General features: G+C 50.5%; 12 protein-coding genes. 1 reads left to right on the top strand and 11 read right to left on the bottom strand.

Going from position 1 to position 13,405, the window contains the following annotated elements:
* Positions 1-34: 34 nt before the first annotated feature.
* The 11 genes from OHJ21_RS04310 to metH all read right to left on the bottom strand — a co-directional run bounded on the left by OHJ21_RS04310 (position 35) and on the right by metH (position 12,694).
* On the bottom strand, positions 35-1,159 hold the full coding sequence (locus OHJ21_RS04310) for an SAF domain-containing protein (protein WP_486019356.1): 1,125 nt from the start codon (positions 1,157-1,159) through the stop codon (positions 35-37).
* Positions 1,160-1,187: 28 nt separating this feature from the next.
* On the bottom strand, positions 1,188-2,654 hold the full coding sequence (locus tag OHJ21_RS04305) for a serine/threonine protein kinase (protein WP_100536470.1): 1,467 nt from the start codon (positions 2,652-2,654) through the stop codon (positions 1,188-1,190).
* Positions 2,655-2,813: 159 nt separating this feature from the next.
* Positions 2,814-3,890, bottom strand: a complete 1,077-nt coding sequence (locus tag OHJ21_RS04300) for an SAM-dependent methyltransferase (RefSeq protein ID WP_486019355.1) — start codon at positions 3,888-3,890, stop codon at positions 2,814-2,816.
* A gap of 5 nt (positions 3,891-3,895) precedes the next feature.
* Positions 3,896-4,669 carry an ABC transporter ATP-binding protein gene (locus tag OHJ21_RS04295; protein ID WP_486019354.1) on the bottom strand — a complete coding sequence of 258 codons (774 nt, stop codon included), beginning with the start codon at positions 4,667-4,669 and terminating at the stop codon, positions 3,896-3,898.
* Positions 4,666-5,013 carry a thioredoxin family protein gene (locus OHJ21_RS04290; protein WP_486019353.1) on the bottom strand — a complete coding sequence of 116 codons (348 nt, stop codon included), beginning with the start codon at positions 5,011-5,013 and terminating at the stop codon, positions 4,666-4,668. The genes OHJ21_RS04295 and OHJ21_RS04290 overlap by 4 nt, the downstream gene beginning before the upstream one ends.
* Positions 5,010-5,348 carry a cyclic-phosphate processing receiver domain-containing protein gene (locus tag OHJ21_RS04285; protein WP_100536466.1) on the bottom strand — a complete coding sequence of 113 codons (339 nt, stop codon included), beginning with the start codon at positions 5,346-5,348 and terminating at the stop codon, positions 5,010-5,012. The genes OHJ21_RS04290 and OHJ21_RS04285 overlap by 4 nt, the downstream gene beginning before the upstream one ends.
* Positions 5,349-5,365: 17 nt before the next feature.
* Positions 5,366-6,214 (bottom strand): deoxyribonuclease IV, encoded by an 849-nt coding sequence (locus OHJ21_RS04280; protein ID WP_100536465.1) that lies wholly within the window; start codon positions 6,212-6,214, stop codon positions 5,366-5,368.
* Positions 6,204-7,022: a DNA-formamidopyrimidine glycosylase gene (gene mutM, locus OHJ21_RS04275; RefSeq protein ID WP_486019352.1), complete on the bottom strand. Its 819-nt coding sequence runs from the start codon at positions 7,020-7,022 to the stop codon at positions 6,204-6,206. The genes OHJ21_RS04280 and mutM overlap by 11 nt, the downstream gene beginning before the upstream one ends.
* Positions 7,023-7,073: 51 nt before the next feature.
* Positions 7,074-7,868 carry a TIGR01457 family HAD-type hydrolase gene (locus OHJ21_RS04270; RefSeq protein ID WP_394056696.1) on the bottom strand — a complete coding sequence of 265 codons (795 nt, stop codon included), beginning with the start codon at positions 7,866-7,868 and terminating at the stop codon, positions 7,074-7,076.
* A 369-nt stretch (positions 7,869-8,237) separates the two neighbouring features.
* On the bottom strand, positions 8,238-9,167 hold the full coding sequence (gene rnz, locus OHJ21_RS04265) for a ribonuclease Z (protein WP_326112820.1): 930 nt from the start codon (positions 9,165-9,167) through the stop codon (positions 8,238-8,240).
* 86 nt (positions 9,168-9,253) lie between these two features.
* Positions 9,254-12,694, bottom strand: a complete 3,441-nt coding sequence (metH, locus tag OHJ21_RS04260; protein WP_486019351.1) for a methionine synthase — start codon at positions 12,692-12,694, stop codon at positions 9,254-9,256.
* Positions 12,695-12,863: 169 nt separating this feature from the next.
* On the opposite strand from metH, the gene OHJ21_RS04255 reads away from it, so the two are divergent.
* Entirely contained in the window at positions 12,864-13,400 is a 537-nt protein-coding gene (locus OHJ21_RS04255) for a cupin domain-containing protein (protein WP_071218227.1), read from the top strand.
* Positions 13,401-13,405 lie beyond the last annotated feature (5 nt).

Raw genomic sequence — 13,405 nt, 5'->3', positions numbered from 1 at the left:
TACCATCTGTTCTTCGGGCTTTGCCTTGTATTTACTAAGGACTTGAGAATATCAAATCCGCTTCTTGTGATTCCTTATCACTGCTCGCCTCGGAATCTGCCGGATCGGCTGACCCCAAAATCTGCTCCACTTCTGAATCCCGCTCTTCGCGGAGCGGAGGAGTCTCTGAACTTGCCTCATCCTCTTGACGGATGTCAGCGGTATTCCAATTCGTATCATTTGAAGATTTCGCTTGGGAGCTTATATGGGATGCCGGGCTCCATGAATCCGGACTCCTTGCACCGCCAGCAAAGATAGAGTTATGATGCATGTCGGATACCTGGGCCTGCTGATTCGGCTGCTGATTCGGCTGAAGCTTGCTTAAATCCTCTTCCAGCGTGCTTCGCAGAGTGACCTCCAAAAACTTCTCGGCTTTCTTCACAATATTCGGGTTGCTTGCAATCAGCTTCGTTACTTCAGCGTTCGGAGGATAGTTAGGAATCGCTCTCTCTTGCAGCTCCGGCTCTACATAGGTAAGTGCATAGAGCGTTGCATCATGCAGATAAGCATCCACCAAAGCGCTGGAAAGCAATAAAATCTCCTGTTCGCTTAACGTTGTCCAGAACGCTGGATGCTGAAGCCTGTCGATCTTCTTCTTGGATAAAATGATGTAATCCTGTCCGGTAGGAAACTGGACCCTCACATCGATAACGTCCCCTTGGCGTAAATTGCTTGGCAGATATACGGACTTCATCTCCCGATGACGAAGATCGGACGGCGTCGGCTCTTCTTCAAAGAGCATGGAGCGAGTTATCGGTGTTCCCTGCAGCAGTTCGATCTTGGCTCCCTTCCCTGCAATCTCTTCCTTGACCGAGAACAGATTCCCGGCAGAACCGTCATCAGGCAAACGCACTTCCTTGATATCCTTTGCATCTATGAAATGACCGGGCGGAATATCTTTTAACGGAACCCATGCAACCTTCATTGAATTGAGCTGCTGAAGCTGCGTCTCTTCAAGCTCCGTGATTCGCTGCTCGTATTTAGTACGCTCCATACTCTGCTGCTCTTTATAGCCGTGCACATAATACATCATTGCGCCGGCACATACGGCACCTGTCACAGCTGCGCCGGCAAGTCCGGCAAATATCAGTTTGCGGCTACGCCTCCTGATAATCGGCATTGCTTCATCTCCTTCAGTTCATATGCAGTTAATTCTTTAGAAACCTGAATCTTCGCTTCCTTTCTGCCGGCGGCAAGTAGTCCTGAAATAACTGTGCAAAAGCCTCACGGCTGCTGTCCGGCACTTCAAAAGGGTCCAATTGCAGGGGCAATGAATGAACTTTATTCGTCCCTAGCGTTCTTCTCATCTCTTGAACCGTTTCTTCGCCTGCAAGAGGCAGTGCATAGATCCTGGCCGGCTGTGGATGTCTTGACAGCATCCGGGCCAGCGTCACCACATCATGCTGTCGCCACTCCGCTCCTGATCCGATAACGATAGGAAGATCGGCCCGAAGGAACTCCTCAAGCCGTTCGCTGTCCCGGTATGCTCCCAAATCCAACACAACCGCATCGTAACTCCCCCCGAGCAGCGAGATCACTTCCGTTCTGGCTGTTTGCCGCCAAAAGTGAATCCCGTTAATTTCGAACTTTCGGATAGACCCCAGCTTCCCGCCCTCGGCAATCTCCTGAATCCGGGTAAAAGCGGTGGATTTTGCGCTCATCTCTACGATCGCTACCTTCCCGTACCTTGAAGCCAAGTAATGCCCAAATGCGATGCAGCTGTGCGTTGTTCCTACACCGGACGATGCCCCCAATACGGCCGCCACAAGCGTCCCGGCCAGCGTATTGGACTGAACACCCGATAAATTTGCCGTTATCGGCTGCTGCCTGCTAAGCGCTGAACGAACGTCCAAGGCGGATTGATATCGGTGCTCCGGAGCATACTGCAGCAGCTTTCGGATAACGGGCACAAGCTCTCTAGGTAAATCGCCACGAATATGCCGCTCCACGCCCGTTATCCATTCACTGAATTTGCCGCCGGTTGAGAGATAAAGCAGAAGCGCTCCAAGCCCATACAGGTCCGATCTTGCATCACTTTGCCTACCTCCATACTGCTCCGGCGCTGCAAATCCAACCGTGCCTAGCTTGACCGTATCCTCGCCGCTCTCCTGTTTATAACTTCTCGCGATTCCAAAATCGATGAGTCTAACCTCCAGCTGATCGGTCAGCATAATATTCGATGGCTTTAAATCTCGGAATATAACCTGGGGTTCGTGGTTATGGAGATACTCCAGAACATCCAGCAATTGCTCGGTCAGTTCCATAATGAAGTCCGGATTTACATTTCCCCGATATCCCCGGAAGTACTTCTCCAATGTCATGCCCTGAATATAATCCATAACTAAATAGGTGTATCCAGTAGCCTGAGCATGAAAAAAATCGACAATGCGCGGCAGCCGCGGGTGACTGAGTTTAATCAGAAGCTGTGCCTCGTCCTGAACAGCGCGCTGCATCCCGGGTTCAGACAAACTCTCTTTCACTGCCCATTTCTTCCCGGGCAGCTTCAGATCCTCGGCTAGATAGACACAGCTCATCCCCCCTTCACCAATCACGCGGTCAATCACGTAACGCTCACCCAACACTTCCCCATGTACCAATCTGCAAGGCTGATTCATGTCAACGCCCTCTCCTCTGACTTACAAGCACAACAAAAAAGGAAAGCACTCCGCCACATCACTGAATCGTGATGAAGAGCGGGATGCTTTCCCTGTTGTTGTCGTTGGTTAATTTTGGAATCATTATAGAACATGATACATTCACTTGTAAAGACTTTTTTAATACTTAATCATATATAGCGTAATCTCGTCCCGATTATGGAACAGCTGCTTCGCTCCCTGAATCTGCATTCTGGACGCTTCAAACACCGACATGATTTCTTTCACCAGCGCCATCGGTTTCTTAGTCAGCAGCTTTACCGTGATGACAGCCGTGCCGCCCGTCTGAAGACTGTACAGAAGCCCGGTCACCATTCTGGCCATCAGTTTGGGGCTCCAGCTCATGTCGCATACCAGCAGATCGAATTCATGCTCTCTAAACGAAACGTCCGCCGCATTCTTATGGACGACACGAAGGTTCTTATGCCCATCCAGTGATGGATGCATTTTAGCCGGATCAACTGCCGTAACTTGCAGGCCGCGCTCCAATAGAAAGGATGTCCATCCGCCAGGCGCTGCTCCGATATCGACAGCCTTGCGGAAGGAATCAAACGGAATCCCGAACTGCTTCTCCGCCTCAAGGAGCTTGAATTTGGCTCTTGAGATTTGTCCCTCTTCCCGTTGAAAGCGGACGGCGCCTCCGTTCCAATCCGACAGGTTGTCCTCCGGCCGCGACACGCCAACGTACCAGACGCCGTCAGCAGCGAATAGTGAAATAATCCATTCCGGTGCCTGGACCGTGTATTCAAGTTCCATTGCAGCCAAGCGATGCTGTAATTCATCCCGAAGCTCAGCCGGGTTATCCTTCCACGAGCTGTTCTCGGTCTTGCGGATTTGGATGGACACGCGGCTCCGACCGATCTCCTCCCGCTTCATGACATGCTGAACGACCCCATGCAATGCTTCGACAGCGGTATCAGCTGTTATTTCCAGATGTACTGGAAACAGATGCCGCAGAAATATAGGCGGGGAAGACGCGATTAGCCGCCTAGCCTCATCTTCGGAACTGCCGAGTGTCGCCAAAAACACCTCGCCCGGCATCAACATCGTGCTCTTTACACTGCCAAACATCCGCTGCAGCTCTTCTTGGGCGTAAGGAGCAAAACCATGGTTAGCCGTACATACCCACTTGCTGTGGAAATCTCCGCGATTTTCATTCTGTTCCTCATGCTCTTGCATAACTTTTAATTCGTCCAAACGGATTAACCTCCAGAAATAACTTTGATCCAGGGACGTCCGCCATCCCATTCCAGCTGAGCGTCGATATCATAAGTTTGTTTGATAAGTTCATGGTTCAAAACTTCTTCTTTGCGTCCCGCGGCCGTCAACCGTCCGTCTTTAATAAGCGCCACATGAGTAAATAAAGGGACAATCTCCTCGATATGATGCGTGACGTACACGACCGTAATATTACGCTGCCTCAGCCGGTCAATCTCATGCAGCATCTTCTCCCTTTCATACAAATCCAGACCAGCGCACGGTTCATCCATAATCAGAATCTTTGGATCGGCCATGAGGGATCGTGCCAGCATCACCTTTTTCCGTTCACCCTGGGACAATATCCCGAGAGGCTGCTCCGCCAAATGGTCGAAATCCATTTCGTTCAGTAGGGTATACGCTAGGTTTCTGGCCTCTTCCGGTATGTCCTGGTAGAAGCGCAGAAAGGCGTAAGCCCCTGTTGCCACAACCTCCCAGACCGGGTCGCTCAGCGTCAATTTCTCCAATAACGACTGGCTAATATAACCGATCGATTTGCGGACCTCCCGAACGTCACATTGACCGTATACATGGCCAAGAACCTCAACGCGCCCGCTGGAAGGAAACATATAGCCTGTCATCATTTCCAGCAGCGTCGTTTTGCCTGATCCGTTCCTGCCCAAGATAGCCCAGTTCTGTCCCGGCTTCATCTCAATACTAACATCATGCAGAATATGACGATTCCCTCTGACGAGCGACACATGCTGTAGCGAAATCACGGCTTCACGCTCCTAACAAAACTTACGATATCCTGCACGGAACCCATCCGGTACAGCACCTCCGGCTCAGCGAGGGGGCTGGACTGGATGGCCAACAATGCAGGTACGCTGCGGATTTGATACCGTTCCACAATGCCCGGAAGAAAGTTCACATCGGCTTCAAGCAGCTGTACATCCGGCACCACATGTTCCACGATGTTGATCATCTTACGCGCTGCGGCACATGTGCCGCATAATGGCGTATGTAAAAATATGATGACAGGATCCGCATTCGCATCCCGTTTCGTCAGACGCTCGTGCCATTCAAGCCTCTCCGTCAATTCACGCTGCGTAACCTCAATCATCTTGCACCCTGGGCAACTTCCCGCAGCACGGATTCGGGCATCGGTCCATTGTGGACCTTGACGCTTTTCGGCATGTGCTCATAGAGCAGCTCATACATTTTTCTTCGGCCTGACGGACTTGAGGTATGCAAATATATTTCCTTGGCCTGCAGGTTTTCGGCGATCATGGCTGTAACCACGTCTCCGCCGTTCATTTGGCCATGCCCGAGTTCAAAGTCAAGCGACAGAACGTCCACTTCGCATTCACGGAGCATCAGCAAACACTCTTCCCCGTTTCGAGCCAGCGCAAATCCCTTCGGATTGGGACGCCAGTCGTCTAAATACAGATGAATCATATTACTCTCTCCCTTAATCAGGACCAGGACAGCACCTTGGCGATGTCTTCCCGATGCGTGCCGTCAGCCCCTTTTTCACTTTCCAGGACAAATGCCTTGCCCGCAAGTTCCGGTGCCAGAACCAGACGTTTCAGAGCTTCTGTGCCTATCATACCTTGTCCGATGCGGGCGTGGCGATCTTTTCTTGAGCCGGCCCCATATTTCGAATCGTTCAAATGAACGGCAACGGTAGATTCCCAATAAGCTAGCGACTTGCCCCTGGCAAGGAGCTCATCCGTATTCGAAATGTCCCATCCTCCGGCGGCAAACAAGTGGCAGGTATCCAGGCAAAAGCCTATTTTTTCCGGATAATCGGCAAGCTGTCTAACCTTCACGCTCTCTTCTAGCGTCATCCCCATGGACCCATGGTCGCCCGCCTGATTCTCGATCAGCAGCTTGGCCCTGCCCGTCCAGGAAGACAACACATCATTCATGCACCGAATAATATTCTGATACCCTTCAAGAACATTCTGACTCTTGAGATGCCCAAAATGAACCACGATACCCAGCGATCCGCAAGCCTCGGCAATCATGAGATCGTTCTTTAGGGAATCTACGGTCAACTGGTAAAACGCTTCTCCCCGGGTTAAGCCAACCGCCATATTCGTCGGATACGGTGTGTGCGCGATCGAAACGAGTCCTTGTTCCTGACAAAACGTTGAGCATGCGGCGGCATTGCGGACGTCCGGCGTCTTCAAGTGAAGACTGCGCGGATTTTTCGGGAAATACTGATACGCGAGTGAACCGATGCCGGCTGCGTGCTGAGCTGCTGCGAGAAATCCGCCGCGTGTGCTGACATGGCTTCCAATCCGGACTTTAGACTTCATGCTGACAGTTCGGACAAAAGAACACTTTGCGCGAGGTATGCTCCGCCTTCACGATCGGCGTGCCGCAGCGAACACAGGGCTCTCCTTCGCGATCGTAAACTTTGCACTCGTCGTTATAAGCCCCCGTCAGGGTGTCCCCTTCCTGAAACGGCATTTCCATATATCCGCCGCCATCCGTTGCCTCGTGCATCACTTTAACGGTACTCTCGTATAACTGCTCTAAAGACTGCTCCGATAGATCCTGAATTTTGGACAGCGGGTGGATTTGGGCATCGAAGGCAATCTCATCCGCGTAACAGTTGCCGATTCCGGCGACAACCTGCTGATTGACCAGCGTTGTTTTTAAAGCGCCCCGCCGTTTTCCGATCAGTTCGACAAAGCGCGCTTTGGTCATTCGCCGATCCAGAAGTTCAGGTCCAAGCTCTTTAAGCGCATTTTCCGTTTCTCGGGCCGTTAGGAAGTGCAAGTAACCCAGACGCAGACCGATAAAATACAGCACCTGATCACCAAATGTGATCTCGACCTGAGTCGACCTTGAGGGACGCTTCTCATCCCTATGCCCTAAATACAAAATGCCGCCCAGCATGAGGTGAAGCAGCAATCTGCCTCCGTTATGCAGATGGAATATGAGATGCTTGCCTCGACGTTCCACAAAAATGACCTTGCTTCCCTTTAGCACGGAAGTAAAGTCTTCAACCGTCACATTTAGTGATTTTTCACGGTTCACGACGACATTCGTGATTGGCACATTCAAAATGCTCTGTGATAACAATCTTCGGTAATTTTCCATTTCCGGCAGTTCCGGCATGATTCATCTTCCCTTTCGTCAATCACAAAAGTTTATGTACACTCTCGATCATTATGAACACAGCAGATTTTTCACTTCGCTCAAATCCCGGCAGATAAAATCCGGTGTGACCCCCGTGGCTTCCATATGAGCCTCCATATTGTGATCGGTCGTGATTCCGGTCATAACGAGCACCGTCTTACAACCTGCATGCGCGCCAGCCGCGATGTCCGTACGTATATTATCTCCGATTACATAAGTTTCCTCCGGGGCCAAACCGAGGCGATCCGAAGCAAATTTCATTAAAATCGAGGACGGCTTTCCGATGACCGTCGGTTTCACTCCGGAAGCGGCTTCGATCGCAGCACCCAGCGAACCTGCACCGGGCATCAAGCCGGTATCCGATGGAAGCTGCAAATCCGGATTGGTCAATATCGACACGGCTCCCTCCTGAATCCAGCGAACGGCACGTGTTAACTTCTCGTAATGGAACGAGCGGTCGATTCCTTGAATCACATAGTCAGGGGACTGCTCCACGATGTTCAGACCTGCAGACAAAAGCGCTTCACGGAGCCCCTCTTCTCCGAGCATCGCCACTTTGGCACCCGGCGACTTCTCAGCGATATATTTAGCTGCAGCCAGGGAGGAGGTGCATACTTCATCCGGTAAGGCAGGGATCCCCATCTCCATCAGATGCGCCGCAACCTGTTCGGGTGTCCTTGATGAATTATTCGTTACATACAGAAACGGAATCTGCAATTCCTTCAGCCGCTCGATGAGAAGGTCTGCCCCCTCAATTCGATGCCGGCCATGATACAGCGTTCCATCCAGATCAATTAGTAATCCTTTTGGTTTTGGTTTTTCCATGAGTTGATAGCACCTTCTTTATTTCTTTCCTTCACGCCATAAATGATTCATCGGCTAAAGTATGAACTTTCTCGGCATCGCCGTGATGTCAATCATCGCATATATCGGTATAAATATGTATAACCATGGTTCATAGACTGCGCTGAAGTTTGCTTACGCTGAAACCCCAGTTAGTATTATTGTAAAGAAGGCTACTTCCGGTTGCAAGGTTCATGGCGAGTATCGCAGCCCGGCGGCAAATCAGTCGAAAGAGATCGAAGACTGTCCAAGCGTTAGTGATTATAAACCGGTTTGTCATTTCCTGCGCTTTCCCGGAAAATAATTCACTCCATCACTCGATATTTCCCTGTAAATAGCAGCTTTGTCTACTTATGATTTGCGCTGGATTGGGTACAATCCGAAATCCTCTGCCAGGCGTGTATTTTCAAAAATCTCCTGCGCTTCCTTGAGCAGCGGCTGCAAGTGCTCAATATCCTTATACCGGGAGCTGAAGTGGGTCAGGAACAGCGATCGTACATCAGCCCGTTTAGCTGCTTCCGCTGCCTGTTTAGCCGTACTGTGATAGTATTCGTGCGCTAGTTCCGACAGATCCTCCATAAAAGTGGCTTCATGAACCAGAAGATCGGCACCTTTGGCCAGAGTCTCCACTCCAGGGCATGGCCTTGTATCCCCGAGAATCGTGACCACTCTCCCTTTTTTCGGTGTCAGGAGCACATCAGAGGCATGAATCCATCGCCCGTCGCCGAGTTCCACGCTCTCCCCTCTTTTTAGCTTGCCATAAAGCGGCCCTGGCTTGAGTCCATAATCCGCCAACCGTTTCAGGTCCAGACTGCCGGGGAGATCCTTCTCCACGATCCGGTAGCCATAACTCTCGGCCCTGTGATCCAGCTTTGCCGATTCCACGAGGAAGTTATCATCCTCAAACAATATGCCACCGGTGTGCTCAATAACCTCCATCGTATAAGGGACACGCGATTGGCTGATGCTCAGCGTAGTTTCAATGAAAACCTTAATACCTGGGGGACCATATATCGTCAGGGGTGAAGTTACCCCTTGGGCACCTCGGCTGGATAGCAAACCTGGCAAACCGAATACATGATCACCGTGCATATGGGTAATGAATACCTTTTCAAGCTTGGACAGCTTGAGCGGGGACTTCAATATTTGATGCTGCGTGCCTTCTCCGCAATCAAACAGCCACAGACTTCTTCGTTCTTCCAGCATACGCAGTGCAATCGAGGTCACGTTACGCTGCAGCGTAGGAACCCCCGCGTTTGTTCCTAAAAAATAGAGTTCCATCCCTCTTCTCCCCTTTCGGTTGTAAACCGGAGAAATCCCCCGAAACATTCGGAGGATTTCAAACCGGCTGTACCGGTATTCAAATGTTAAGCTTTATCCACGTTAAAATAATGAGCCTCCGGATGGCTGAACACCATGGCGGATACCGATGCCTCCGGTTCCATCATGAAACCTTCGGTAAGATGAACGCCGATATCTTCTGGCTGCATCAATTTAAATAACGGTTCCTGATCCTCCAGATCCGGACAGGCCGGATACCCGAAGGATACGCGAATGCCTTGGTACCTCGCACCCAAGCGCTGCTTCATCGTCATGTCAGCCGGATCGGGGTATCCCCACGTATCCCGCATCATATGATGAATCCGCTCCGCCAGCCCTTCTGCCGTTTCCAGTGCGACGGATTGAAGCGCATGGGAGCGCAAATAGTCACCCTTGTCCTTCCATTCCCCGGACAATTTTCCGACGCCGTGTCCGGCTGTAACGACAAGGAATCCAACGTAATCCATTACCCCGCTGTCTACGGATTTCAGGAAATCCGCCAAACACAGGTACGGCTCAACCTGCTGTCTTGGAAACGTAAAGGTATGCAATACTTTTGTTGTATCTTTCGGATCGTATATGAGAATATCATTTCCTCTCGACTGTGCCGGGAAGAAACGGTACATCGCGTGCGCCTGTATGATCCCCGATTGAACGGCCTCTTCCAGAATACCATCAACGGTTTCCTTAAGCGATACCGCCTTCGGGTCATTGGCTTTCAGCAGCTGTTCCACTGAACCTTTCAGGCCTAAATGATGTCCCAACAGCATCTGCATGTTGATATAAGGCAGGATATGCGAAATCGGGTAATTCCGGAGCACATGCCGCTCCATATCCGGCGGTATATAGACGGGAGCATCGGTCGAGATTTTGGAACGCAGTCCTTCAGACAGCTTCGGCATTACTTTTACTACCTGAGGTGCCGCGGCATCCGCTTCTTGCTCCGCCTTAATCTCTTCCGCCATTTGGGTCCGCAGCACCGGATCGCTCAGCTGGTTGGCCAATGCGAGCCCATCCATCGCGTCCTTCGCGTAGAGCACCATCCCGTCATACTCGGGGCGAATGCGCGTCTTCGTGAATTTCCGCGTCAGAGCGGCCCCGCCTACCATAATGGGAACGCTAATGCCCGCGTTTTTCAAATCCTGTGCGGTGGATACCATCTGCTGCGCTGATTTGACCAACAAACCGGACAACCCGATCGCATCAGGCTGCTCACGACGGTATGCCTCGATAATTTGCTCCGGTGGTACTTTTATACCCAAATTAATGATTTGATAACCATTGTTGGACAGGATGATCTCCACCAGGTTTTTACCGATATCATGCACGTCCCCTTTCACAGTGGCCAGCATGATTTTCCCTTTGACCGACGATTCGTTTTTCTCCATAAAGGATTCCAGATACGCCACGGAGGCTTTCATCACTTCGGCACTTTGCAGCACCTCAGCCACAATGAGTTCGTTGTTGTTAAACAAGCGTCCAACCTCGGTCATCCCGGCCATCAGCGGGCCATTAATGATCTCCAGCGCGCCGTATTTGGTTAATGCTTCATCTAAGTCCGGAATGAGGCCTTCCTTGGAACCTTCCACTACATAGGATGCAAGTCGCTCCTCGAGTGTCAGATTGGATACCTTCTCCTTCTTCTCTACCTTTTTATCCCGGAATGCCGCCACAAAAGCAGCCAACGTCTCATCGTTGGTGCGGTAAATCAAATCCTCTGCCAGTCGGCGCTCTTCTTCCGGGATTGAGGCATAACGCTCCAGCTTCTCGGTATTCACGATTGCGTAATCCAATCCCGCTTTGGTGCACTCGTACAGATACACGGAGTTCAAGACTTCGCGGCCCGCTTCCGGCAATCCAAAGGAAACGTTACTGATGCCGAGGATCGTATGCACTTTTGGCATGGCTTCTTTTATGATGCGGATGCCTTCAATCGTTTCCTTCGCTGATCCGATATATTGTTCGTCCCCCGTACCTACCGGGAATACAAGTGTGTCGAAAATAATGTCCTCAGGCGAAACGCCATATTTGTTCACCAACAGATCATAAGAACGCTGGGCTACCTTCAGCTTGTCGTCACGATGGATCGCCTGACCGGTCTCATCAATGGTTCCTACAACAACCGCGGCACCGTATTTATGCACCAACGGGATCACATGCTCAAACTTCTCTTCACCGTCTTCAAGGTTAATGGAGTTAATAATCGCCTTCCCTTGCGAATATTGCAGCGCCAGGTCAATAACGGCCGGATCGGTGGTATCAATCATGAGCGGCACTTTAACCTTTTTAACTACTAGCTCCAGAAACTTAATCATATCTTCCGATTCTTCACGATCCGGGTCCTGTACGCAAACATCAATGACATGTGCCCCATTCTTGACCTGTGCACGTGCGATCTCGGAGGCTTCCTCATATTTACCTTCTACAATTAATCGTTTAAACTTCCTGGAACCCAGAACATTCGTTCTCTCCCCCACCATATACGGTCGGTTTTCCTGCTCGATATAAACTGGCTCGATACCGGATAATGCCGGCAAATGTCCACCATCCAGCGGTCGTGGGGAGAAGCCATCCATCGTTTGTTTTAAAGCGCGAATATGGTCGGGTGTGGTCCCACAGCATCCGCCGGCGATGTTAAGCCAGCCTTTTTCAGCAAAAGCCCCCATCTTTTGAGCCAACGATTCAGGGGATTCGTGGTACTGCCCGTTCTCGTCTGGGAGACCTGCGTTAGGATAACAGCTAATGGCACTTCTCGACATTTCGGATAAGGAGCGAATATGGTCACGCATGAATTCCGGGCCCGTTGCACAGTTAAGGCCAATGGATACGGGATTCAGATGTTCCAAAGAAATGTAGAATGCCTCTATATTTTGTCCGGCCAGCGTCGTTCCCATCGGTTCAATCGTACCGGATATCATGATTGGAAGCGTGACGCCCGTTTTATCAAACGCTTGGCGAATCCCAATGCTCCCGGCTTTCACGTTTAATGTATCCTGCGATGTTTCGAGCAAAAGCGCATCAACCCCGCCTTCAATCAAGGCAACGGCTTGCTCCTCGTAGCTCTCGATCAATTCGGCAAAGGTCACACCGCCGGTAACCGATAGCGTCTTGGTTGTCGGACCCATCGCTCCTACCACATAGCGCGGGCTGTCCGGCGTGGAATATTTTTCAACCGCTGCACGGGCCAAATGAGCCGCTTTCAAGTTGATTTCCCGGGCAAGTTCAGGTATATCGTATTCAGCAAGCACAACCGAGGTTGCGCCAAACGTATTGGTTTCAATCAGGTCGGCACCTGCTTCAAGATATTGTTCATGTATTTTCTGAATGACATCCGGCCGATGAATGACCAGCATTTCATTACAGCCATCAAGGTCCGGACCGCCAAAATCTTCAGCTGAGAGGTCCTCCTGCTGGATCATCGTACCCATGGCACCATCAAGAATTAATATTCGTTCTTTAAGTACTTCTTGTAAGCTAGGCTTGTTCAACTCGTAAACCTCCCCCGAAAACGTTAAATCTTAGTGTATCAGAATATTTTTCAATAGAAAAGCTGAAATATTGCGCAGCAATGGGTACAAATCCACATTTTCAGATGACAAATGCTGTGAGGGGGGCTATAATACATATTAATCCAACGGGAGAAAGAGGGTTAAAGCTATGGCAGAGATTGTGATTCGCAACACGAACGAACGCATTACTGGAGAAGAAAATGTTCGGGAATTCCTGAATAACCAAGAGGTTGTTTACGAGCACTGGAATATGGAAAAACTCCCGGCAGCGCTTCAAGAAAATTTCAAGCTTAGTGATGACGATAAGAAGCGCATTTTGGACATCTTTGATGAAGAAATTCGCGACTTGGCTGCAAGACGCGGCTACAAAATTTGGGATGTCATCACACTTTCCGAGTCCACGCCCAATATAGAGGACCTGCTGAAAAAATTCGAAGAGGTTCACACCCACTCGGAAGACGAAATCCGTGCGATTGTCGGCGGTAAAGGAATCTTCATTATTAAGGGCTCCGACGATGTCGGTTACTTTAATGTAGAGCTTGAGCCAGGCGATGTCATTTCCGTACCGGAAAATACGCCTCACTTCTTCACATTGATGGAGAACAAGCAGATCATCGCAGTTCGTCTTTTCATTGAAGAGAACGGCTGGGTTGCTACACCGGTAGAAGATCCTCAGTTCCAATAAGCCTG

The sequence above is a fragment of the Virgibacillus sp. LDC1 genome (assembly GCF_025792345.1).
GTDB classification, from domain to species: Bacteria; Bacillota; Bacilli; order Paenibacillales; family Paenibacillaceae; genus Paenibacillus_AQ; species Paenibacillus_AQ lautus.
The sequence above is the reverse complement of the archived record's forward strand: the minus strand, read 5'-3'. Positions and strand labels throughout refer to the sequence as shown.